The 25,122-nt window shown below is 42.8% G+C and carries 21 protein-coding genes and 1 tRNA gene; 4 read left to right on the top strand and 18 right to left on the bottom strand.

Features of this window, described 5'->3' with window-relative positions; all coding sequences use genetic code 11:
* The first annotated feature begins 214 nt into the window (after nt 1-214).
* A complete protein-coding gene (locus CC90_RS0117410) occupies nt 215-823 on the top strand; it encodes a hypothetical protein (RefSeq protein WP_051869743.1) in 609 nt (202 codons plus the stop codon).
* Here CC90_RS0117410 and CC90_RS0117405 read toward each other — a convergent pair.
* The 14 genes from CC90_RS0117405 to CC90_RS0117340 all read right to left on the bottom strand — a co-directional run bounded on the left by CC90_RS0117405 (nt 789) and on the right by CC90_RS0117340 (nt 16,421).
* Nucleotides 789-1,484 carry a 3'-5' exonuclease gene (locus CC90_RS0117405; protein ID WP_031391999.1) on the bottom strand — a complete coding sequence of 232 codons (696 nt, stop codon included), beginning with the start codon at nt 1,482-1,484 and terminating at the stop codon, nt 789-791. The genes CC90_RS0117410 and CC90_RS0117405 overlap by 35 nt on opposite strands.
* A complete protein-coding gene (gene nth, locus CC90_RS0117400; RefSeq protein WP_031391998.1) occupies nt 1,474-2,133 on the bottom strand; it encodes an endonuclease III in 660 nt (219 codons plus the stop codon). The genes CC90_RS0117405 and nth overlap by 11 nt, the downstream gene beginning before the upstream one ends.
* Entirely contained in the window at nt 2,134-3,945 is a 1,812-nt protein-coding gene (locus CC90_RS0117395) for a B12-binding domain-containing radical SAM protein (RefSeq protein ID WP_031391997.1), read from the bottom strand.
* Between the two features lie 148 nt (nt 3,946-4,093).
* A complete protein-coding gene (locus CC90_RS0117390; RefSeq protein WP_031391996.1) occupies nt 4,094-5,101 on the bottom strand; it encodes a serine hydrolase domain-containing protein in 1,008 nt (335 codons plus the stop codon).
* Nucleotides 5,102-5,371: 270 nt separating this feature from the next.
* Complete coding sequence (gene galT / locus CC90_RS0117385; RefSeq protein WP_031391995.1) at nt 5,372-6,889, bottom strand: UDP-glucose--hexose-1-phosphate uridylyltransferase; 1,518 nt, start codon at nt 6,887-6,889, stop codon at nt 5,372-5,374.
* Nucleotides 6,890-6,904: 15 nt separating this feature from the next.
* Nucleotides 6,905-8,074 (bottom strand): galactokinase, encoded by a 1,170-nt coding sequence (locus tag CC90_RS0117380; RefSeq protein WP_031391994.1) that lies wholly within the window; start codon nt 8,072-8,074, stop codon nt 6,905-6,907.
* Between the two features lie 198 nt (nt 8,075-8,272).
* On the bottom strand, nt 8,273-9,175 hold the full coding sequence (locus CC90_RS0117375) for an AraC family transcriptional regulator (RefSeq protein WP_031391993.1): 903 nt from the start codon (nt 9,173-9,175) through the stop codon (nt 8,273-8,275).
* A 34-nt stretch (nt 9,176-9,209) separates the two neighbouring features.
* The gene (locus tag CC90_RS0117370) at nt 9,210-10,241 is read right to left on the bottom strand and encodes an SDR family oxidoreductase (RefSeq protein ID WP_031391992.1); all 1,032 of its coding nucleotides are present in this window, start codon (nt 10,239-10,241) and stop codon (nt 9,210-9,212) included.
* 161 nt (nt 10,242-10,402) lie between these two features.
* Nucleotides 10,403-10,819, bottom strand: a complete 417-nt coding sequence (locus tag CC90_RS0117365; protein WP_051869741.1) for a response regulator — start codon at nt 10,817-10,819, stop codon at nt 10,403-10,405.
* A gap of 335 nt (nt 10,820-11,154) precedes the next feature.
* Nucleotides 11,155-12,030 (bottom strand): riboflavin kinase, encoded by an 876-nt coding sequence (locus CC90_RS0117360; protein WP_031391990.1) that lies wholly within the window; start codon nt 12,028-12,030, stop codon nt 11,155-11,157.
* Between the two features lie 9 nt (nt 12,031-12,039).
* Nucleotides 12,040-13,398, bottom strand: coding sequence for an APC family permease (locus CC90_RS0117355; protein WP_108702666.1), 1,359 nt, complete (start codon nt 13,396-13,398; stop codon nt 12,040-12,042).
* A 115-nt stretch (nt 13,399-13,513) separates the two neighbouring features.
* Nucleotides 13,514-14,470: a sugar-binding transcriptional regulator gene (locus CC90_RS0117350; protein WP_031391988.1), complete on the bottom strand. Its 957-nt coding sequence runs from the start codon at nt 14,468-14,470 to the stop codon at nt 13,514-13,516.
* 61 nt (nt 14,471-14,531) lie between these two features.
* Nucleotides 14,532-15,578, bottom strand: a complete 1,047-nt coding sequence (locus tag CC90_RS0117345) for a zinc-dependent alcohol dehydrogenase (protein ID WP_031391987.1) — start codon at nt 15,576-15,578, stop codon at nt 14,532-14,534.
* 39 nt (nt 15,579-15,617) lie between these two features.
* Nucleotides 15,618-16,421, bottom strand: a complete 804-nt coding sequence (locus CC90_RS0117340) for a class I fructose-bisphosphate aldolase (RefSeq protein WP_031391986.1) — start codon at nt 16,419-16,421, stop codon at nt 15,618-15,620.
* Between the two features lie 476 nt (nt 16,422-16,897).
* Between CC90_RS0117340 and CC90_RS0117335 the strand changes: the two genes are divergently transcribed.
* On the top strand, nt 16,898-18,076 hold the full coding sequence (locus CC90_RS0117335) for an iron-containing alcohol dehydrogenase (protein ID WP_031391985.1): 1,179 nt from the start codon (nt 16,898-16,900) through the stop codon (nt 18,074-18,076).
* 434 nt (nt 18,077-18,510) lie between these two features.
* Here the strand turns inward: CC90_RS0117335 and CC90_RS24865 are convergent, their stop codons facing one another.
* Nucleotides 18,511-19,686: a collagen-like protein gene (locus tag CC90_RS24865; RefSeq protein WP_031391984.1), complete on the bottom strand. Its 1,176-nt coding sequence runs from the start codon at nt 19,684-19,686 to the stop codon at nt 18,511-18,513.
* A 244-nt stretch (nt 19,687-19,930) separates the two neighbouring features.
* On the opposite strand from CC90_RS24865, the gene CC90_RS0117320 reads away from it, so the two are divergent.
* Nucleotides 19,931-21,271 carry an IS30 family transposase gene (locus tag CC90_RS0117320; protein ID WP_031391983.1) on the top strand — a complete coding sequence of 447 codons (1,341 nt, stop codon included), beginning with the start codon at nt 19,931-19,933 and terminating at the stop codon, nt 21,269-21,271.
* A 1,170-nt stretch (nt 21,272-22,441) separates the two neighbouring features.
* Here the strand turns inward: CC90_RS0117320 and CC90_RS0117310 are convergent.
* The 3 genes from CC90_RS0117310 to CC90_RS0117300 form a co-directional block, all read right to left on the bottom strand.
* Nucleotides 22,442-22,514 (bottom strand) — tRNA-Gly (locus tag CC90_RS0117310).
* A 230-nt stretch (nt 22,515-22,744) separates the two neighbouring features.
* Nucleotides 22,745-23,575, bottom strand: a complete 831-nt coding sequence (locus CC90_RS0117305) for a VanW family protein (protein WP_035315814.1) — start codon at nt 23,573-23,575, stop codon at nt 22,745-22,747.
* Between the two features lie 333 nt (nt 23,576-23,908).
* Nucleotides 23,909-24,379: a DUF6790 family protein gene (locus CC90_RS0117300; RefSeq protein WP_165919331.1), complete on the bottom strand. Its 471-nt coding sequence runs from the start codon at nt 24,377-24,379 to the stop codon at nt 23,909-23,911.
* A 147-nt stretch (nt 24,380-24,526) separates the two neighbouring features.
* Here CC90_RS0117300 and CC90_RS0117295 point away from each other — a divergent pair, with 147 nt between their 5' ends.
* Nucleotides 24,527-24,970, top strand: coding sequence for a MarR family winged helix-turn-helix transcriptional regulator (locus tag CC90_RS0117295; RefSeq protein ID WP_051869739.1), 444 nt, complete (start codon nt 24,527-24,529; stop codon nt 24,968-24,970).
* Nucleotides 24,971-25,122 lie beyond the last annotated feature (152 nt).

The following is a 25,122-nucleotide window of genomic DNA, read 5'->3' as shown; positions in this document are numbered from 1 at the left end:
ATTTTGTGAAGGCTGCAAGCGCCAAAATGCAGTCTTATCGCATTTTTGTAATCTGCGCCGAAAATATTGTGCTAGGAAATAAAGTATGATAAAGTTGGTAATACCATAGCCAGCACTACTAATATAATAATGATGGATGAAATTATCTTCTTCGTCTTGTTACTGTTCATATTAAACATAGCAATTCCTCCTATCCACTGAAAGGATATTATATATGAAAATCCCTTTTTTTGCAAGTTTTATCATCTTCATCGTGTGGCTCGCCTACGAGCTTTCCAAGACACGCCGCCACTCCGAAAAAAATGAATCTTCCTTTTGGGAAAAAGAAGCACAAGCCAACCGGACAAGGCGCAAGCCCCTGGATAGCCTGAATTATATCACAATACCCTTCGATAGGCTTCCGATGGAACTTCTTACAGAAGATGAACGAATCTCCGAATGCCACCGAATCCTACAAGTTCTCAAGGATTCCCCTATCGTCAACTTCACGGGAATCAGCAATACCGAGTTAAAGCTGGAATACGGTGCTCCCAATCTCAACCTTCTCATGCGCTATGATGAAAATTATACCACACTGGCCGGCACTTTACAGAAGTGGGCCCTGCTGCTTTACGAAGCAGGTTATGCCGTGGAAGCAAAAAACATTCTGGAATTCGCCATTTCTACCGACACTGATGTCAGTGGAAGCTACCGTCTGTTATCCTCCATTTATACGGAAGAAGGACAGACCGAAAAAATTGCAGACCTTTTAAAACGGGCGGAAAATCTCAGGTCAGGTTCTAAGGACACTATCGTCCATATTTTGCAAGAATCTTATCGGTAATTCTGCTCGCCTCGTTTCTCGTAAGCTTGTCCACATCATAGTCAATATTAATTTTATGCTGGTCCAGCAATTTATATAACCGTTCTTTTTGAGGCTTCGTGATAGGAGTCTCTCTTTTCGCCTGATAAATCAGCTTTTGCGGTTTAAAGTCCTTTTCATTATAAAAAAGCTCCGATAATTTAAGGAACAAATCGGAAGCCGCCTGCGCATCTCCTAAGGCTCTATGGGCTTTATGCTCTATCTTGTAATAGCTGCATAAGTCTTCCAGCTTCCTGCTTTCCAAATCTGGCAAAAACTTTCTCGCCAGCTTCAGCGTATCGATTCCTTCCTTTTCAAATGTCATCTTTTGATTCACCGCAGTTCTCTTTAAGAAGGAATAATCGAATAAGATGCGGTGTCCCAGCAAAATATCTCCTCCGATGAATTCCAGAAGCTCAGGAAGAACACTTCCTATTTCCGGAGCGCTCTCAAGCATCTGCTCCGTAATACCTGTCAGAGTGCATACCGTTTCACTTAAGGCCCTTCCGGGGTTTACGAAGCGCTGGAAGGTATCTGTCACTTTTCCTTCCCTCACCCTTACCGCGCCAACTTCTATGATTCTGTCATGCTTCGTATTCAAGCCGGTAGTCTCCAGGTCCAGAGATACGTAATCATTTATCATTCTTCTTTTTCCTATCTTTATTCCGTTTCCGGTAATCGTCACACTGCTCCTGCAAAAAGCACTCCTCGCATTTTGGGGTAGGTGCCTTACATATTTCTCTTCCCAAGGTAATAATCTGAATATTCCAGAGAATCCAATGCTCTTTTGGCAGCGCCTTCATCAAATCCATTTCGACCTTCAGCGGGTCCTCTTCCTTTGTCAGTCCCAGCTTTTTGGAAATCCGTTTTACATGAGTATCCACCACGATGCTCGGCTCGTTGTAAATATTTCCTCTGATAACGTTCGCCGTCTTTCTCCCTACACCCGCAAGGGAAGTGAGGTTCTCCAGCGAGCGGGGTATTTCTCCGTCAAACCGTTCCATCAGCTCCTTGCAGCAGGCAATAATGTTCTTAGCCTTATTACGGTAGAATCCGGTGGAATGAATATCCTTTTCCAGCTCAGAAAGCTCCGCCTCCGCAAACGCTTCCACACCGGGATATTTACGGAACAAATCTGCCGTTACCACGTTCACTCTGGCATCTGTACACTGAGCGCTTAAAATCGTAGCAATCAGCAGCTGCCACGCATTTTCATGGTCCAGTGAACAACGATATTCTGTGCCGTATCTCTCATCCAATAGGTCTAGGATTTCTTTCGTTTTTTTCGTCATTTATCCTTCCTCCATAGGAACGAGCAGTATTCTCGCCTCGTTCGTAAGCGGACTCCTTTGTCTGTAATCGAATAGTACTGCCGTGGGCGACTTGGCTCTGCTCATACGTTTATCGAGATTGTCCTCCCATACGGCATAGGAAAATGCTTCTATATGTGTCATCTTTGCGATTTGCCTGGGCTGATATTCTGCATACAACGGAAGCTGTTCCCTCAATTTTTCTTCCTCTTTATAAAAATTCTGAAGCTGTTCTTTATAGACTGTCAGATCCTTGGAAAAACCGGGTCTGCTCTTCATATTCTCTCTCAAATATATATCGTAGGTCAGGAGCTCTTTGTAAAGCTCTTCTTTCTCCTTATCATAACGACAGGCGAATCGAAGGAGCACTTCATACCGGTACACTCTCGACGGACTGTTCAGGAAGTATCCGCTTTCCTCATAATATTCTGCAAGCCTTTCGTACATGGAGAATGCCCCCTCAAAAGCCCCTTCCAGCACCGGCAGCGTATGCGTGAACTGATTGCTGTTATAATACAGCTCTACCATTTCTTCTATCCGCTTTAAATCGCACAACTTATCATAGGGCATCCACTTGGAGTATAGCACTTCATAGGGAGGCTCGCTGGTGTAATTTATTCCATAGCTTCCAGCTTTTTCATGCATAGGCGATCCCTTTAACACTTTTAGGAAGCCCAGCTGCAACTGCTGGGGTCTCATGGCATACACTTCATTGAAGGATTGGCTGAAGCTATGGTAATCCTCATAAGGAAGGCCCGCTATCAAATCCAGATGTATATGCACGTTATTTCCGCTATGGATTCGTGTCACAATATACTTCAATTTATCCATATCCATGGAACGATTGATTTCTTTCAATGTCGTGGGGTTTGTGGACTGTACTCCTATTTCGAGCTGCACCAGTCCCGGGCGCATTTCGGATAAGATTTCGAGCTGTTCCTCACTTATTATTTCTGCGGCAATCTCGAAATGAAAGTTGGTCATTCCGTTGTCGTGCTCGTGAATGTATCGCCATATCTCCATGGCGTGCCGGTGACTGCAGTTGAAGGTCCTATCCACGAATTTTACTTGAGCCACGCGGTTATCCAGGAAAAATTGAAGTTCCTTTTTCACAATCTCCACGTCCCTCAGGCGTACCTTCTTATCGATGGAGGATAAGCAATAGCTGCAGCGATAGGGGCAGCCTCTGCTCGTTTCGTAGTATATGATCCTGTTTTGGAAGGGTTCAAGGTTCTCATACAAAAAGGGGAGCGTGCTGATATCGGTCAGTTCTTGCAATTTGGTCGTTATAATATTCTCTCCGGCACGAAATACAATGCCCGGAATTTCATTGAGAAATGATCCCTGTGAAAAGTCAGGAAAAGGCTTCGAGGAATCTTCATACAAGGAATCCTTTTCTAAGATCTGTAAGTAATATTGCAGTAAGCTGAGAAATGTCTTCTCACCTTCTCCTATCATTACTCCGGTAATCATAGGATATTCCTTCAATAGCTTTTCTGCATCGAAGGAAACCTCAGGGCCGCCCAGCCATATGGGGAGGGTTGGCATAATCTTATGAAGCTCTGTGATAATTTCACGTATCATGCGGAAATTCCAGATATAGCAGGAAAAGGCTATAACATCGGGACGGTGTTTGTAAATGTCGGACAATATGCTTTCTACCCTGTGATTGATCGTGTATTCAGCAATTGCAATATGAGGGACATACTCCTGTCCCGCGTAAGCACGAAGGCTGTACAACGCGGGATTGGAATGAATGTATTTTGCATTTAAAGCAGTCAGTAAGAATTTCACAGTTTCAGCTATATCCTTTCCTATTGAAAAGTGTTATGATGCAAATTATTTAATAAGAGAGTGTTTATAATTAACGTTTTCATTTATTTTTCCGATGGGAGTCCTCTTTGCAAATAAATGAAAGGCACAGGCCTTCCCCCTCCTGAAATCAAGAGGTTGCTTTTCTTATCTTCCCCATTTCCTTCCAAACATCATCCCCATAATTACTGACAATAACAGAAATTAAATTACTCTTAGGATTATACTCCGATATAAAGCTTACACCCGGATCGCATCCTTGGAAATATGCAATGTCGTCCGCTTCATCATTATCAATAATCCAAAAACCATATCCGTAATATCCTTCTTCACTATCCTGTCCGTCTCCGCTCTGCTTGCTCAGCATTTTAAGAGTCAGTTCTTTTGAAAGCAATTGATAGCTTATTATGCCCTTCCAGAAATTCACGATATCCGTTGCTGTTATATAGGCGCCGCCGGCGCCGGTTCCTTTGGCATCGACGCTGAATATATTCGTGCGATAGTTGTCTGTATCCTCGCAATATATGTAATTATTGGCGCATTTCGCAGGGAGTCTGTCCAACTCATAATACCCTGTCGATTTCATGCCGCATACATCAAATACATTGGTTTGTAAATACTTGTCAAACTCGATTCCTGTTACCTTCTCGATGATTAGCGCAAGCAATACATATCCTGTATTATTATATTGAAACTTCGCTCCCCGGGGATACATCATATCCTTATCGATAAATAAGGGCAGCAAGTCGGCGTTTCGCCTTATTTTATAGTTGGGGAAATCTTCCCACAGTTCTTCATATTCTTCCATAATACTTTCATCAAAATAATCCGGAACTCCCGAAGTATGTGTTAACAGCTGTTCGACTGTTACATCCGGATCTATATTATGCAAATCAATATCAAAAAGAGCGCCCAGGGTATCGCTAAAGTTCAATTCTTTACGCTCGATCAACTGTAAAATGCCCACAGCAACAAATGCTTTACCAGCAGACGCACTGGCAAATTTCGTATCTAAGGTATTGGAAACCTTATTGGGTAAGTCCGCATATCCGCTTTGGTGCTCGCAAATAATTTTATCATTTTTTATAGCAAGTGCGACACCTCTAAAATCGTTATCGATTAATTTTTTTACATCCATTTCAATTCCTCCACTATGAAAAAAACCGGTTTTATTGTTATCGTATTGCATCAATTTGCAAGCCCTCCCGTTTGCGTTCCTACCAGAAAATTATGCCATATATTCATGGTTAAGTCCACGTCATTTTGAAAACTTAAAATGCACCTTGAAAGTGATTTTCAAGGCGCATTCTATTTGTTAATATTTTTTATTAATTAATATATTGTGTTAATTAATATTTTCTATTTACTAATATTTCTGTTTATTAATACTTTCTGCCTATCAGCTCTTTTATAACGTACTGATAAATCTGTCAAATGCAAGCTTGCCTTCCGGCGTTCTCTTATAAACTCCGGCATCTTCAAGCACCTGCATAAATACATCGCCGATTTCTTTCTGCAATATTTCCATTAGTTTTTCTTTTGTGTCACGGCCGGCAGCTTCATATTTCGGAAGGAATTCTTCTACCCAGTCCGCATGTTTTTCCAGAACTTCGTCCTTACGAATATCTGCTTCCTCTAATATGGCCTTTGCCAGGTCGTCCATTTCATCCTTCAATCTGGCCGGCAGCACGGCGAGCCCCATAACCTCAATCAGGCCAATGTTTTCTTTCTTAATATGATGAAGCTTTGCATGGGGGTGATATACTCCCATAGGGTGTTCCCCGGTCGTAATATTGTTGCGAAGCACCAGATCCAGTTCGAAGTTATTTCCACGCTTCCTTGCGATTGGAGTAATGGTATTGTGGGGTTCTTCTCCTGTGTATGCATGGATAAAAGCCTGCTCATCGGTATAACCGCGCCATTTTTCCAAGATTATATCGGCAAGCGCAATAAGGCGGCCGCTGTCCTTAGAGGATATGCGAATAACGGACATGGGCCAATTCACGATGCCCGCCTCCACGTCTTCAAAGCCTTGCACTTGAAAGTTTCTCTCCACCGATGCTTTCGCCATGGCGAATTCATAATGACCGCCCTGAAAATGGTCATGGCTTAAAATGGAGCCTCCCACAATAGGCAGGTCGGCATTGGAGCCTACGAAATAGTGCGGGAACTGCTTTACGAAATCGAAAAGCTTGCAAAAAGCAGCATGGTCGATCTTCATCGGCACGTGGGCCGAGTTGAATACGATGCAATGCTCATTATAGTATACATATGGGGAGTATTGCAGTCCCCACTGGGAGCCGTTGATTTCCACAGGAATCACTCTGTGATTCTGTCTTGCCGGATGGCTTACGTGCCCTGCATAGCCTTCGTTCTCCCTGCAAAGCAGGCACTTCGGATAACCGTTTGGCTTGGCGTTTCTGGCTGCCGCTATAGCCTTGGGGTCTTTCTCCGGCTTGGAAAGGTTGATGGTAATATCCAAGTCGCCGTACTTTGTAGATGCCAGCCATTTCTTGTCCTTCTTAATGCGGTATCTTCTGATATAATCCGTATCCTGACTGAACTGATAATAAAAATCTGTCGCCTTCCCGGGACTTATCGCATATAACTCCTTGAATCTGCGAATCACCTCGCTTGGCCGGGGTACGAGCATTCCCATAATCTTTGTATCGAACAAGTCTCTGTATACAATTCCGTCCTCCGGCACAATGCCGGCTTCATAAGCATAATCCATCATTCTTTTCAGGATACTTTCCAAATCCTCTTCTGCCGATTCTTCTGCTTCTGCACTGCTGCCGCATTCTCCCGGGCTGTCGAGTTCAAATAGTTCAATCAATTTATTGATGGTATATATTTTGTCTTCTTCCTCAATCAGTCCCGTATGCAAGCCATACAGAACCAATTTCTCAATATCTTGCAGTATCATCTCATCGGCTCCTTCTTAATCACAAATTTCTGAAGGACCGTCTCCGATTTCTACCGCATAAAAATCAGCAGCATATCCGATTTTCTCTTTATATGCAGCGCCGACCTTTTCTATAAAAGTATCGATGGCCTCCGTCTTAACGATACTTACCGTACAGCCGCCGAAACCGGCGCCGGTCATTCGGGAACCGATGCAGCCGTCTATTTTCCAAGCTTCTTCTGCCAGAGTATCCAACTCTATGCCAGTGACTTCATAATCATCCCGAAGGGAGACATGAGATTCGTTCATAAGCTTTCCGAACAGCACTACATCGTTGTTCTTCAAGGCCTCTACTGCTTTTATCGTTCTCTGATTCTCATATACCGCATGTCTTGCACGCTGTATGCGAACCTCATCCTTAATCATAGATTTATAAAGCTCGAACTGCTCCTCGGTCAAATCTCCCAAACCATCGATTCCCACTGCCGCCTGAATCTCTGCAAGCGCCGTTTCACATTCGTTTCTTCTTTCGTTATATTTAGAATCGCCCAGACCACGTTTTTTATTGCTGCATGCGATGACGATCTTCGCGTTCTCCAGCTTAATAGGTGCGTATTCGAAGGAAAGGTCCGCGGTATCGAGGAAGATAGCATGTCCTTTTTTGCCCATGGCGATTGCGAATTGATCCATAATGCCGCAGTTAACCCCATTGAAGTTATTCTCGGAATACTGCCCTATCAGCGCCAAGTCCTGATTGCTCACATCGAAACCGTAGAATTCTCTCAGGATATAACCCGTAAGAACTTCCACCGATGCGGAAGAGGATAATCCTGAACCGTTAGGTATATTTCCATTTAAAAGCAAATCCATTCCGCAGGGAATCTCATATCCCTTCTTTTCGAAGGCCCACATAACGCCCTTCGGATAATTTGTCCAGTCAGCTTCCTTCTCCGGCTTCAAATCCTCCATATTAGATTCGATAATTCCCAGCGACTCGAAATTCATGGAATAAAAGCGAAGCTTCTTGTCCTCTCTTTTTATCGCTGCGCCATAGGTACCCATGGTAAGCGCGCAGGGAAAAACATGTCCTGCATTATAATCGGTATGCTCGCCTATCATGTTAACGCGTCCCGGCGCGAAGTAAACCTTCGCCTGAGCGCTGTTTCCAAACACTTCCTCAAACTTCTTCAACATCATTTCTTTCATATTCCCACCTATACCCGTCTCTTTCTGTTAAAATCATCCCTCGTATCACGTTCTTACGTAACTTAACAGCAAGTGTTAAGCTACTGAGTGAACAGTAACCATAATTTGCAGTAGTTATCTCTTTACTTAGAATTATAATAAACCGGCGTATAAATTCCATGATGCTTTGTTGCAATTACCTGTCAAAATGTTAACTGTTTAATTCTTTATCCGATTGATTTGATCAATAAATTCCTCCACCTGTTCCAGATGTTCTTTGTTTCTTCTCGTTTCTCCTTTTGCAATATCCTTCCGGTAAGCAGAGGGAGACATTTTTTTCATCTGTCTAAATGCTTTCGTGAATACAATCGGGTCCTGATAGCCGCAGGAAAGAGCGACGCTCTCCACAGAAAGTGTCGTAAGCTGCAAAAGCTCCGTCGCTTTGGCGATGCGGAAGGTCATCAGGAACTGCTGCGGCGATATTCCCAGTGAGTTTTGAAAAAGGGTGTATAAATAACTCCTATTAATACATACATAATCTGCTACATCCGTCACCTTTATGGGGTTGCAGTAATTTCCCTGAATGAACTCTACGGCCTTTCGCACATAAATATTCGCCCTGTCGCTTTCATTTTTGTCTGTAACCGGCACCCCCTCGGCGATGATGGAGAGAAAAATTCCAAGCTGTCCGTTCCTTCGAAGGTCATCGGCTATCCCGAAAGTATTGTGCTCCATCATATCCCTTACGATTTGATACAATTCATCGGAACGGTCCGATTTAAACACCGGATGCGTCACGGACAAACCGATGGACTTCACATATTCCTCCGCGCTTGTCCCGCTGAAGCCGACCCACACATAGGTCCATGGATTCTCTTCATCCGACTGATAAAAAGCCAATTCCTCCGGCGTAATCAAAAAGCCGTATCCTGCTTCCAGCGGATAAACCGTTTCTCCGATGGAAAGCTTACCCTTGCCGCTCAAAACATAATGAATCAAATAATGAGGCTTTAGGGCCGGCCCAAAGCTATGAAGCGGCTCGGTCTTCGAACAGCCGCAGCAATTCACATACAAGCTCCCCGTCTTCTCCCCCGCAAATTCCAACTTATAAGCCTTTTCCATCTTTTCAAGCTCCTCACGCCATTACATCTTTGCATTATTTCTTCCGTACGCTCTTCACTTTTTCCGCGGCCTCTGTGATTGCATCCACAACCGCATCGCACCACGCATCAAATTCAAGATCCTCTCTCTGGCATTCCGGGTGTGATAAAATATAGTCCACCGTCTGCCTGATTCCCTGATCGTATCTCACCTTTGCCGTGAAGCCCGGAACGAGACGCTTCAACTTCTGATTATCGAATACTACCGTATTCGCTTTATCTCCAATAAGTCCGCCCTTGAAATCATATTCATCGCTGCTCGCATCCAAAAATTCCGATGACACATGAATAGCTATCAAGGGTACGTCCAAAGCTCTGGCAATAGCTTCATATGCCTGATTCCATGTAAGACTTTCATCGCTGGTAATCTGCACTGCCTCGCCGATCGCATGGATATTATCCATAAGTCCTATAAATCCTCTGGCAAAATCGCTGTTGTGTGTCATCGTCCAAAGCGAAGTACCATCTCCGTGAATGATAACAGGTTTTCCTTCCATCATCCTCTTGATTACCTGATAGCTTCCCTTATCTCCATGCACGCCAAGAGGAACGGAACGTTCATCGTACGTATGGCTGGGCCTTACGATTGTAACGGGAAAACCCTCCTCCCTATACAGCTTCATAAGGTATTCTTCGCCTTCTATTTTGTTTCTGGAATATTCCCAATAGGGATTGGAAAGAGGAGTTCCCTCCGTAATGCGGTAATCTGACAACGGCTTCTGGTAGGCCGATGCCGAGCTGATGAATATGAACTGGGAACATCTTCCTTTGAACAGCCTATAGTCTCTTTCCAACTGCTTTTTTTGAAATGCGATGAAATCCGCTACCACATCGAATTTCATATCTCCAAGCAGCTCTTTTACCCTATCCTCATCCCCAATATCCGCAATGATGGAATGTACTCCTTCCGGCAGCGTTTCGCTGCGGTTTCCTCTGTTTATCAAATACAGCTCATGCCCTTCCTCCAGTAACTGCCTCGAGATAGCCGCACTGATCGTTCCGGTTCCTCCAATAAATAATGCTCGCATTTTTGTCCTTCCTCCTTTTTTATAATGGCTAAATCAAAAAAGCGCCCGATGCGAATTTTCTGATTATAATAAGGCCTCCGGTTCGCCAGCCTTCGCTAGTCTCAAAACCGGACGCCTTACTTCTTTTCATGATCCCAAAAACATTTATATATTTATCATTATTAATACGTCTTAAAAAACATATCCAGCTTGCTTTGCAAAGCCCTCTTCGCAATAGGCTTTACGATGTAATCCACCGGGCGGTAGGAAAGACACTCCCTGATCGTATCCTCATCCGTAACTCCCGTCAGAAAAATAACCGGAATATTCTTCGTCCTATCATGCTCCTTCATATACTGGAAGACCTCAGTCCCATTGCACTCCGGCATCAAATAATCCAGAAGCACCACATCAGGGATATAATCCGCCAAAAGCTCTATCGCCGCCTCGCCGGAATTAACTACAGACACATTATATTTATCCTGCAAATAAAAACGAAAGATTTTAAGCATCTCTAAATCATCATCAACAATTAATATATTCTCTCGTCCTAACCGCTCCTCCGCAACTTCGCAAAAGACAAATTCCTTCTCTCTCATGTACCTCGCCGCCTTTATCAATTTCTTTTGTATTACATGTGTTCCTGTGTGCATAAACATACATTCTTGTTATTGTTTTGACGATTTCATTATATCATCTTTCCTATGGATAAGCTATAACTTTGTACAGTGTTTTCAATATTTTAAATAGCTGCGGCTTTTCTTTTTGCAAAAGGAGCTGCGGCAATAAACAATAAGAGACTAACCCGGTATGGATTAGTCTCAATGCTGCTATTCAAAATAACAATGTTAAGTTGATTGAACCGCCGTTACCGGACAATACACACGGTAGTGTGGAGGCCGTTCTGTTTGATCGTTAATAATCAGGGGGACTTTCAGGATAAGGAATCCAGGTAATCTTTTACTTGTGCCAGATCCTTCTGTACCTGATTCTGTACTTGTTCAAGGTTATCAAACTTCTGTACGCCCCTGATAAATAAGTGAACCTCCAGAATCAGCTTCTTGCCGTATATATCCTTAGCGAAATCGAGCAGGAAGGTTTCTATGGTAATAATGGAAAGATCATCTACGGACGGCCTCGTGCCGATATTCGTAAGCCCCTGGTAACATTCGCCTTCTACCACGCTTCTTGTGGCATAGACACCATTTGGCGGTTTCAGCTTGGTATCTCCCACTCCCAGGTTGGCTGTAGGCATCCCCACCGTCCTTCCAAGCGCCTTGCCGTGTACGATTTCCCCAATCATAACGTAGGTATGTCCGCACATTTGCGTAACTTCTTCAAATCTACATTCCATAAAATATTTTCTGACAAGACTGCTGTTTATGATCTCGTCTTTATAAAGTACGGGCTCTATCGTACATACTTCGCATCCATATGGTTTAGCCGCTCTTTTTAATTCTTCCAGGCCGCTCTCGTGCTCCGCCGTCATAATGACTTTCGCTCCCAGCTTGCCTAGGATTACTTCTGTCAAAAACTTCTCCCGTAAAAGACCGTCTTCCTCCATGTTGCAGGAAATGAAGCAGTCGACTCCCGTATCCGCGATAAAATATTCTTTTTCCTCTTCTGTTGTAAGTACGCCCTCTTCCATGTCAGAAGGGGAATAGCAACTGACAACTACAGTCGTCTTTTGATCCTTCTTTCCTTTTTCGCTCAGTGCCTTTAACAGCGCAAGGTGCCCTTTATGAACTCCGTCAAAACTGCCAAACGCAACATACGTATCCCTCATAGCTTCTATATTCATTTGTTTCATGCTGTCACCTCATTCTGCCTTTTTATTTTTTCTGGAATAGTAGCTGTAAATGATAAACCCTAATAAATACCATGCAATGGTGTAAAGCCAAAGTACCCAGCCGCCGCCGATAATATCGGGGATGTAGCAGATAATAAGTATGATGAGGACAACAACAGGGAGTACGTTACCACCCGGTGCACGGAAGTTACCCGGCACATATGCATTTTTCTTTCTCGCTACAATCAGCGATACACAGTTGATACTGATGGTAATAGCAGCGAACAGTGCACCCAGACTGACGATTTCTGCCGTAAACTCAGGGAAGCACGATACGATGGCTCCGAGTGCAGCTACAAGTATTGTTGCGTAAATAGGTGTTCCTGTCTTGCCGTTTCTTCGTAATGCCTCCGGTAACAGGCCGCCTTCTGCCGTTGCTGCAATGGCTCTTGATGTAAGAGCGATAACAACAAGCATTGTGGTAAGCAGTGCCAATACCGCCGATATGGAAATGACCTTGGCGATCCATGGGTAAGCTGTCAATTTGGTGAAGCTTGCCGCATAAAGAGGAATAAACCGCATACCCGGATTTTCCGCCAAATAACCTGCTGTAATCAAACCGACCGTGGCCAGAATGATCAGCGAATACAAAGTAACTACAATGCCCATAGCAATGAGAATAGATTTAGGAACATTTTTGTTCGGATCCTTCACTTCGGAAACCATAAACGCAATGGCAACAATGGAGCCGTATCCGACCATCGCGGTAGGAACTACTGATAAAAAGCCTGTACTGCCTGACGCGCCCTGTGAGAAAAAGGGAACAAGCTGCGAAGAATCCCAGCTGCCTCCGAAAATTCCCACGCAGATGAAGATGAGCATTGTAAGAATCAAGATGCCTACGAGAATGTTATTAAGCCGTCCCGCCACGGCAAACTTCAGTGTATTTAAGATAAAGCAAAATGCGATAGCCCCTAAAGCGAGAGGAATCTGTAAATTGGCAAGAATCGGGAAACCGACTCCCAGATAAGTGCCCACATAGATAGCCGCAAATGCAATCGCCACGATATTAGCGTTAATGTACCCCCATGTGGATATCCAGCCCCAGAACTTTCCGGTTTTTTCGGTCTTTCCAAGTGCCTTGGACGGAAAAACAAATACGCCGCCCGATTTAGGAAAAATAGTGGATAATTCCGCTACGACAAGCCCGTAAATCAACATGATAGCAGCCGCTATAATCCATGAAAAAATAGCCGACGGCCCTGCAAGATAAACGGTAAGTCCTGAAAGTGAAAAGATAGCGCTTCCGATCATTCCCCCTGAGATCATGGTAACGCATGCTATTAACCCGAGTGATCCCCCTTGATTGTTTTGATTATTGTCTGACATATGCATATTATGGCGTAACAAAATAAACCCCCTTTGTTATACCTTCTCCTTTCCAATAAGCTTGTCATGGAGATAGCGTTGACAAAGGGGTCTCCGATATCCGTATCCGCCATGACTATGGTTTCTGTTTCAATATTTTTGCAGTTTCCAGATCCGTGACTAATACGTTGATATATCCGCCTTTCAGTGCTGCATAAATAGCATCTGCCTTTTCTGGTAATCCTGCAATTCCGATTCTGATCGGTATATTTAAATAGTCCTCCAGCGAAATTGCAATGATCCGGTTTCGGTAGGATGGTATGACAGGCCTTCCTTCGGCATCGAAAAAGTGTGTACCCACTTCTCCTACCGCCCGTTCCATTTTTTCTTTATCGTCTTCCGTCTCCTGTATGGCATTCAATGGTAAAAGATGCTCTGTCTGGCCGCTTGCGGTTCCGATACCAACAATCGCCACATTGCAATTCCTTACCGTATTATAAGCCTCCTGAAAAAACGGTTCTTTTATAATAGAATTCTGCAATTCACTGCTTTGAACAATAACTGGCGCATAAAGCATAACTGGTTTTGCCTGTAACTTTACTGCAAAGTTATGTACGATATCATCCACGGCAACGTGCTCTCTGTCATGATTCGCACTTCCCAGAAGTTGAGTTACCGTCAGGTTTTCCTTCCTCAGCAACGGCATATAATCTACCATGGCTGCGGTGGCGCGCCCTCTGGAAAAGCCTACTGTATCTCCTTCATTGATAAAATTACCGATATATCTTCCTGCTGCCATTCCCAAATCCACATAAATATTTTCCTTAATCAGATTGTTCATGACACAGGCGCCCTTTAAATTGAACTTCTTCTCCAGGCCTGCTTCTATATCCATATAGTTTTCATTTATATTGACTACATGTATCTGTACGATGCCAAGCGAGATGCATTCCGCCAGAATACGGTTTACCCGCTGTCTGGACATATTCATCTTATTTGCAATTTCTTCCTGAGTAAATCCTGCCTTATGATAGTAATACGCAATTTTCGTATACTCATTAATCATCGCTTCCGTTATATTACCCTTTTGCATAATTTATACCTACCTTGCATTGTATTTATACTTAGGTACATTTTACGCAATTTGACAAGATTTAGCAACTTCTTTGACTGCATTTTACTATAATACGGTATGTGGAAGGATCCACCGCTTTCTCAAACGCCTCTTCCATTCTGTCAAAAGGCACTTTGCCGGAAATCAGCTCCGTTACATCTATCATGCCGCCCGAAAGAAGCTTTGTCGCTATGAGGAAATCCTTGGTCTGCGGATTAACGGATCCTGTAATGATCTGCTCCGTGGAATGAATCTTATTCGGGCTGATTTCAATAGGGTTGTCCGGATGAAAAGAGGAATAAAATACAGTTTTCCCTACTTTTCCTGTCATCTGTACTGCCTGACTTCCGATTGCAGGAATCGCTACCGTACAGAATACCACGTCAGCACCTCTTCCCTCGGTAAGCTCTTTTACTCTGGCAACAACATCCTCTGCTTTCGAGTTAATCGTGACGTCCGCTCCCATTTTACGCGCTACCTCGAGCCTTGCCTCATCTACCTCACAAGCGATAACGCGTGCACCCTTTAATTTGGCGAGCTGGATATGAAGCGCCCCCATGATACCGACTCCGATTACCACAACATCATCCCCAAGCTGTATATCTCCATTTTGTATACTGTGCACGCAGCATGCAAGAGGCTCCGTCAATGCTGCATGTTCCAGATTGATGTCATCAGCCATCTTATAAACATTCTTAGCGTCTACCATCATGTACTCCGCCATTCCACCCGGCCCTGCGATTCCCTTATGAGTCTCCGCAATAAAGGAAATAACGCATTGGTTCTCATGACCGTTACGGCAATAATAGCATTCCCCGCAGGAAGTCAGCAGGCGGATACTTACTTTGTCTCCCTCCTTTACGTTCTTAACGCCCTCTCCCACTGCTTCGACAACACCGGCAACCTCATGTCCGCCGGCAAAAGGGTAGCGGTTCATGACTCCCGTATAAAATCTCTGCTCCAAGGTACAGATCGCACAGGAATCCACCTTTACCAATACCTGTTTTTTATCAGGTTCTCTCTTTTCCACATCCTTTACTTCTATTTTCTTCTTATCCGTCAAGATACCTAACTTATATGTGCTCACTTAAACTTCACTCCTTTATATTATTTTTAATGTATCCCCCTATATCGTTTTTGAATGTATCTCCTTTAATGCCGCATCCACGCTGCAGCCTTCATGTATCAGTTTTGCAATGGCTGATGCATATTTAGCGGGAGTCTCGTGTCCCCAAATATTTCTTCCCATTGCGATTCCTGCCGCTCCTGCATCGAGTGCATCCTTAATCTCCTGTAAAAGCTGTTCCTCCGGAACTTTCTTCGAACCGCCCAGAATGACTACCGGCGCATATACGCTTTCTACCAGCTCATGGAAGCTGTCCTGGTCTCCCGTATATTCCGTCTTAATAATATCTGCACCCAGCTCTACCCCCTGTCTGCATGCAAATGTGATATTTTCCGGCGTTCTCGAGTCATCCGCCTTTTCAAACCCTCTGGGCAATGTCTCCGCAGTTACCGGAATTCCCCACTTATGGCAGTCCAGTACAACCCTTGACAAATTGCTCAGCACCTCGTTTTCAAACCTGGAACCCGGAAATCCCATCGTAATAACAGAATCTGCCCCGAGCCTCAGCGCATCTTCCGCCGTAGCCACTATCTGCATCGGCTTGGAACGGTCTCCTAAATAGGAAACGCCTCCGTCAATCCTTAAAATAATTCCTTTTCCCAAAAAAGAATCCGCAAATTTATCTGCCATACCCACCGTAGATAAGAAAGCATCCGCTCCTGCTATTGCTACGTCACGTATTAAATTTTTCGGATCCTTCATCGCCGGAAGCACGTTAAAGTTCGCACCGTGATCCATTGCCATAATAAAAGTTTTTCCATCCGGTTGTAAAATATGATTCATTCTTTGTGTTACGTTTGCCATATCTATCTCCTTTTCAAACTTTGCCATTACATTTGTAACTTTATATTACTTTTGTAACTCCCCTGTCCATAGAATAGCACCACTGTGCAGTATAGTCAATTATATTTATTCAAACTCACCATCTTTGTTACTAATTCACAATAACCTTAAACTCTTTTTATTACATTTTCTCATATTGACGACATTTGTAACATTTGCTATGATGTTTTTATTTATATGATATTAGTATCCAGTGTACTGTCTCATTGACTTTCAGCAAAATAGCGCCGAATGAATTTTCAAACTGCAAGGTGGAGGAATGAGGCGCAGCGGTGGCTACGTCGATTGACGACAACGAGGCAGCCTAAAATTCAGGCAAGCTATTTTGCGAAATGTCAATGAGACAGTACACTAGTAACTGCGAAACACGTTAATCGGAACTATTTCATACACAATTCGTTAACCAGCAACACCTTTTTATGAAAGGAGACTTTACCATGTCCCACCCATATTCCATACTCTCAATGCCTCAATTTATTACCGGAAGAGGCTCCATTTCTTTTTTTGCCTCTCTCAGAAAAACAAAAATAGGCATTATACGAGGCGGCAAAAGCTACAATGCTTCTTTGAAGGATACGATAGAAAAGCTCGCAAAAGAATCAGGGGCAGAAATCCGCTATCTTGCACAGATCCGAAACGAACCCTATATAGAGGATATTTTTTCCTGCATGGAAGAAGTACGAAATTTTGAACCGGATATGATTCTCGCCATCGGCGGTGGCAGCGTACTGGATACAGCAAAAGCGATTCATCTTTTCTATGAAAATCCTGACATGACATTCGAAGATGCATTAATCCCCTTCACGCTTCCCGTGCTTGGCAAAAAGGCGGTGCACGTATCCGTTCCAACTACAAGCGGAACAGGCTCTGAAGCAACTTCCGTAGCTGTTTTCATAGACCCTGTGACGCAGGTAAAGCAATTGCTGTTGGACAATCACCTGATTCCCCACTATGCTGTGCTGGACGCAGACTTAACGGATTCCCTTCCAGATTCCATCCGTATCGCTACCGCTATGGACGCCCTTACACATGCCATTGAAGCGAGCACAGCCAAAAATGCTTCCGTCATGGCGCAGGCGATTGCTTTGGAGGCCGCTTTAGATATTTTGGAGTATCTAAAAGAGGCTCTGAACAGTTGTACCGATCAGGCAGCTCAAGCTTTGGCCCGGGAGAAGATACACATTGCATCCGCTATGGCCGGCACTGCTATCACCAATTCCTGCACCGGACTTGCGCATTCCTATGATCATCCGGGTCCTGCCTTCGGGAAGTCTCACGGCAGCGTATGCGGCCTGATGCTCCCTTACACTATGGCATTATGCGGCCCACATCCCAATTATGCCGCTTTGGCAAAGCGTCTGGGATACTCGGGAAATAAAAAAGAGCTGTCACAAGCTCTTGCAAATCATCTGCTTTTACTGAGGAAGGAGCTCTCTCTGGAAATCTCCTTTAAAGAAATGGGAATACCGGAAGCCGCATATTTTGAATGGGTGCCAAAATGGGCCGATTGTTCCCTCCCGGCTATGGCAACACAGATGTCCCCTGCAGTTATGGATTCAGAAAAGGGCTGCGCCTTATATAATGCCTGTTACTATGGAGAACCTCCGGTCCTTTGAGCCTCGGCCGCAGAAGGGTATTATCCTAGGCGCTTCTGCGGCATGTGGCGAAAAGGAGAATGGTTCGTGGAAGTGTACCGGATATGATATTGCAGATTATGTGGAAAATAATACCTGAAATTAAATTTGCAAACATAGAGAAGCCTGAAAAGTATATTGTGTATCATAGGCTAGAAGGTGTAATCTAATGTAATCAACTTTTGCATTGCGCTGTTTTTTGTTGCCTTTGCGCTATCCCATATAAATGCTTCGTTTGCGAGTTAGCTGTGATGGACTAAATTACTCAAATAAGGCGGATTATTCAGTAAACTTTGAGTTATGAAATAAAAACAGCCGCCTATTCTATAGCATATCAGTAATATAAAAGCCGGTAAGGAGTATTCCCTACCGGCTCTCTGGCGCTTTTACTTATTCTGTTTTAACCACTTTTGACTTTATTCACAATAGAACAACAATATATCGTATTCTATTCTGAGATTATTGTTTACATTTGGATTGACCGTTAAAATCCCGGTGCTGGCATTGTATGATAATGACGGAGAACATCTTGTTGTATCATTCTGTCCCTGCGGGCCTCCTTTTACTGCCGTTCCGCACGCAAATACAAAGTTTGCATTGCTTAATGTATTCCATTTTGCATACTTACTTTTGATATCAATCGTGCCACTATCTTGACCGGTTGTCCAAAGATTTCCTACACTGATTCTCTTTAGCGCTACAGAATCTCTACCTTCATTATATCTGTCGGTATTATCTGTACCCGTACCATCTATCTTCACTCCATTTACCCATGCAGTTTTGCCTGCACTTATATTGCCGGCTGCTGCCGTGGCAGGAGTCTGACTTGCTAATGAATTAGCAGAAATAGTTCCGGCTCCATTATGATATCCAATTGGAATAGTATAAGATTGCCCTGCGTTCAGCGAAGCGTTTACCGCTCCCTTGTTCGCCATTGCTCCGGATAGCCCCACGCCATTATTATTCGTAAAAGTATATCCGCTTAATACTTGGCTTGCCGTGGCCGTTCCGACTTTTGTGGCAGCTACGCCGTCATTGTATTTTTTATTTGCCACTATCTCAATATTTTGAGCGATGACATTGGGACCTGCATTACCGGCTGTAGCACATCCCAATTCCGTTACTTTGCCGGCAATTGTGTTACAGCCATTCTGAAAAGACGTTTTGAATCCTTCAAATTCAATATTCAAATCACTAATTTTATCATCAAGAGTCTTTCCCATCGTTGCGTCTAAAGCTTTACCGGCAACCGTTGTGGTTAAGTTTGCGGCCAATTCAGGCGTTTCACCTACCGGCCCCTGCAGACCAGCTTCTCCCTGCTCGCCCTTTTCACCCTTTGGTCCCTGAGGGCCTTCTGCTCCGGCATCACCTTTTAAGCCCTGAGGACCTTCCGGCCCAACGTCGCCCTGCTCACCTTTCGGTCCCTGAGGGCCAACCGGACCCATCTCGCCGTCTTTTCCATCAAATCCTTCTGCTTTTACGCCGGTATCGTCATTTCCAACATACCAATTTCCATTTTCTCCAATAACCGGTGTTGCAATAACGCCATCGCCACAACTATGAACGTACACCTTCTGAAATCCTTTTTGCATAATACTTTCCTTTCGTTTTAAATTTTGTCGGTTAATAGTTCTTCCACATGTGTTAATCATAATATAGAACATATGTTCGTATTTTTCAATAGTGAATATATACAAAATTATCCAGGGTAGAATGAAAACTTAATTTCTAGTTGGCAAGAGTAAATTCTACCCCTGTAGAAATTACCTCCGCACCACTTTTTCTGTATAATAAAGGAGCAGTTGATTGCCCTCCTGTGCAGAAAGAGAGGTCACCATGAACAACAGACCTACTGGCAATCATAAACACCTTACCTTATCCCAGCGTATATCTATAGAGCACGGTTTAGCTGAAGGAAAATCCTTCCGGGCAATCGCTGCATTAACCGGCAAAGATCCAAGTACCATCTCAAAAGAAATTCGCAAGCACACTCAAATAAAAGAACACAGCAAATCAAGAAGTTTTGCTAAAGTTCCCTGCAGCCACAACAGAGATGATACAAATCCCAGAGCCAATAAGTGCAAGATGCTACATGCTTGTGGTGATGAGGAATGTATAAAACTATGTCGGTCCTGTCACAAACACCAGTGTGAAAAAGTTTGCAAGGAATACAAGCCTAGGCAGTGTGCGAAACTTAATAAACCACCCTATGTATGCAATGGATGTCTGAAACGTGTGAATTGCTTACTGGAGCAGAAAATTTACTCTTCTAAATACGCCGACGATAATTATAGAGATGTTCTTATCTCAAGTCGGGAAGGGATTAATCAGACACCGGAGCGGATACAGGAAATGAATGATCTCCTGACTCCTTTGATTAAGAAAGGACAGTCTCTGGGGCATATTTATGCCACACATGCTCAGAAGTTAGGATGTTCCAGGCGTACTGCTTATACTTATATCGCAAGTGGTGTTTTTGATGTGAGAAACCTTGATCTAAGGCGTAAAGTCAAATATAAAAAGAGAAAGACATCCACCACTTGCAGTATGAATAACCGTACCTTCCGGATTGACCGGGCCTATAAAGATTTTCAAATGCTTTTAGCGAATGGTTTTACTGGCAGCATCGTAGAACTTGATACTGTGGAGGGGCGAGCAGGTACAAAGCCGTGCTTCATGACGATGCTATTTCGTAGCTGCAATCTGATGTTGATATTCCTTTTAAGAGAACAGACGCAGACAGAAATTAAGCGGATCTTTGATTCACTGACAGAAGCATTAGGCATAGAGGTGTTTCGGAAGCTGTTTGAAGTGATCCTTACTGACAACGGCCATGAGTTCCAAAATCCCGACGAATTGGAGACCTCCCTAACTGGAGAAAAACGAACTGCTGTATATTATTGCGATCCGTATCGCTCCAATCAAAAAGGAGCCTTAGAAAAGAATCATGAGTATATACGATATGTCAGACCAAAGGGGACTTCATTTGAAGATTTGGACGATCAGAGAGTCACCCTTCTTATGAATCATATCAATAGCGAAAAAAGAGACAGCCTAAACGGACATAGTCCATTTGAACTGTCTCAGCTGCTCCTGGATAATAGGCTCCATGACTGTTTGAACCTGAAAGAGATTAAACCAGATCATGTAAATCTGAAACCAGGATTACTAAAATAAATTAGAACTAGATAGCATAGGCGGATTCCACTGCATAGAACTTAGTCTTACATCACAGACATGTGGAATTTAGTCTCGCACACTAGTTCCAGATGTCCCATTCTCATGCAAAGAATCAACTGATTTCTGTGTTATTAGTTCTATTATAATAGAAAATCACCTCTTTGTTAAGGATAATCTGGAATTAAAGTCCGCATGAAATGCGGAGATATCAAAAGTAGAACTTAACTTTTCAATTAAGCCAAAATTATCCAGGGAATTTCTACATGCGTATTTTAATTACTATCCAGCCACTTTTCCGTTACTGCTTTCCACCGCTTAGGTACATCATCCATTGTAATCTCTTCATTCTTGATATGATCCCTATAAAATTCTTCCATAATCACGCTCCTTCCTAAGCTTCTTTCTGAGCCCCTGCCAGCGCGGATATGATAGCTCCCAAATCCTCAATAAAAAAAGTACGCATGCTTGTTTTCCTTTTTGCCAGCCACACTTATGAGCAGAATTAAACAATCAAAAATTGAGGTCAAGAAGAAATTGACATGAGCAGACGAGCAGATAGGCTTTTGGGGCTTGAGATGAGGTAAAAGAATCACATTATTAACTATGACACCGGGCTATGATAAATATAGTTATCTGTCCGATATGAAAACACCAGACCTGCCTCGGCCTACTGCTCTTAAAATTGTTATACAAAGCCATTGACAGTCATATTCTATGGAAAAAGAAATGCGACTGAAATACCCGAAATTTGCTGATAATAATTTTTTATTTGTTTCCGAGTTTGGATATTCCATCGCACCAGATGCATATTCCTATGCATTTAAAAGTTTCTCCGTCAATACAATGCCACACACAATATACCGCGGATACATTACACGAATACAAACATTCATTCGCCACCTATAATCTATTAAATGAAAATACATCCCCCAAATTGGTATCGTAAATTATCGGGAATAGCGTAAAACTATGCTTACAAATTACGGGAATGTTACACTTGTCATGTAACAAATAGTGGCGGATAACTATGCGGACAATATTGTTAACTACGGATAATAAAGACAAAATACAAGAACTTTAGAATAAAACCTTAGAAAAAACCATTTTAAACAAAAATAACGGCTCCCGAAAACCTCGGAAACCGCTAATATACTGCATTTACTAGAGAGCGCGAGACGGGACTCGAACCCGCGACCCCGACCTTGGCAAGGTCGTGCTCCACCAACTGAGCCACTCGCGCAAATGTAAAATAACCATGATGAACCATATTGCTGCACGCTTTCTTTCGGCGCGTCAACATTGATTATTTTACATATAACCGGTTGATTTGTCAACCACTAATTGTATTTTTTCTAATTATTTCTAAATTGTTTTATTTCTGATTATCAGCTTTGTTTTATTATTTTTATTTTATTAATTCTATTTTACTAACTTCATTTTATTAACTTCATTTTATTTCTATCTATTCGGTTATTCCGTCACCTTGCTGATGCTCACCGTTAAATTGCCATCCTCCACGATAGAATGGATACAAACCGGATAATCATAAGGATTTTTGAATTTCAGGTCTTTCGCGCCTTCTACGATTGCCGAATCGAGTCCCTGAGGTACATAATCCACCTCCAGGGAATGCGTGTAGCGCTCTGTCGCCGGAATGGAGGAAAGCAGCATCGCCACGTAGAGGGTTGAGGACACCTGACAGATTCCTCCGCCTATGCTCGTCACAACTCTCCCACTGGCAAAAGAAGGTGCCACCTTATAGCCGTTTTCCAAGGTTCTTGAGAGGATGGATTTGCTGAAAGAAAATGTCTCCTTCGGTTGGATCACCATACCGTCTATTCTTGCGGATGCAAGCTCTACATTTACCGCTCTGTCTTCGTCGATATTGTACTTTGTGGAATAGGAAGAAATCTCATTCACATCCGTCTGCGTGCCTGTTTGGGTAGCCACGCGCCCCTCCGCTTTGCCTGATTGGATATAATGATAATAATACGCGCTCAGATCCTTTATGCCCAAAACAGGAATTAAGTCGAGATTATTTCTCATATAAGCACGCACATCGAACTCTGCCTTGCCTATGCGCCCTTCCTTCATTCCAGAAGTTATGAAATGCATAAGGAGCTTATCCGCATCATGTTCCACCGCCTTCTGTACATCGGGATAGTTATTATAATAGTAATCCGCATCAAACACTGAAGTATAGTCGATTCCTCCTGTCGGAATCTCTCTCGCCTGCACCGCCATACCGGGCAATAAGCAAAGGCATAGCGTCAAAGCCACAAATTTTGTCCACTTATTCATTACGCTTTTATCTCCTTTTAAAAATCATGCTATTTAGCGATTAATACTCTCTAAATCGCTGACCTTTTTAAGCGTAACATAAATAACCTGCCTTTTCCAGCTTATAACTTCTTAAGATTATTTAATTTTTATTGATTAGAAATCAATAAAGTACTTTGTAATCTTTTGTAAAAGGTTATAGATTCTAAAGCAAATAATCTAAATCAAGTCTTTCACATATTCTCTTATTTTTCGCTATATTTTTTGTCAGCCATTGATTTCCATTTTCTGTAGATGCGACAATATACGGCGAGTGGATATTAGCTTTATCTTTTGTTATTTCTCAATAAATGCCTAACTATTCATTTTATTAGTTCTCTTCTTATCCTCAGCAAATACCATAACAGCAATTGCAACAACGAATAGGTCACCGACCAGTGACATGACTTCACTTAATTCTATTACGGATAGTCTGCTGATGTGTATCACTGCAGCAACCAGTAAAAATATAGCGCAGCTGAGAGCGGCTGCTTTCCTGTAACTATGCGAAAATATCGATATAATTCCCAAAACTCCGAATGAAAGATTGGCACCTCCCAGTTCTCGAATGATTATATAATTGTCCGTGCCTGTCTGTAAAAGCCATGCGGTATAAGCCGGATTCAATGTCTGCATAAGTCCTCCAGTTATCCCCCGTATACCAATCGCCCAGAACACAAACCATTTACAGAACAAAAAAAGAAGGTCCTCCTTTGGTTTTCTTGAATAATCAATAGCAACACATATTGCTGGAATAACGAGCATAACTCCAATAACATAAATCATATGCATTTTTTACCCCTCCTCTGTTTAGTTTCTAAACAGATAGTATCACAGCATTCTTTGAAGGTCAAGAAAAAATTCTTTTTTTCTTGACATAAAGGATGCCCTATGTTACACCATGTTTAAATACTAAACGGGGGAGGGAGTCATTTGAGAATAGAAGATGTAATCGAGTTGTTCTATAGCATAAATCATAAATTTACTGCCATAGAGAAAAAGTCTATGCATTTTACTTCCGGTATTTCACTCACTGTTCACGAAGTGCATACCATTGATCTCATTGGCAGAAACAATAATATTAATATTACAAAATTAGCAAAGTTACAAGGGATAACTAAGGGTGCCGTTTCACAAATGGTTACTAAATTGTGTGAGAAACAATTAGTCATCAAGAAACTTTCCCCGGAGACAGAAAATGAGGTTGTCTTACATTTATCTCCATTGGGACAATTACACTTTAAAGAGCACGATAATCATCATAAGGAGGAATATACCCTACTTTCAACTTATATGGAACAATTATCTCCAAAGGATACAGAAATTCTTATAAAAATGTTAAAAGCATTTGATAATTTTTTGGATAATAAATTGTAGAAACTTATGGGGAATTGCCAAAATAGGATTAAGATATTAATAATATAATTCGGCTTTTATATTTAGTCTGAGAAATGGGGACGCGGATTACAGATACGACAAGACAGAGCACTTACGCATTCCTGCACAGAATGCTGCACCATTCGAATATC

The organism is Kineothrix alysoides (assembly GCF_000732725.1).
Lineage (GTDB): Bacteria > Bacillota > Clostridia > Lachnospirales > Lachnospiraceae > Kineothrix > Kineothrix alysoides.
The sequence above is the reverse complement of the archived record's forward strand: the minus strand, read 5'-3'. Positions and strand labels throughout refer to the sequence as shown.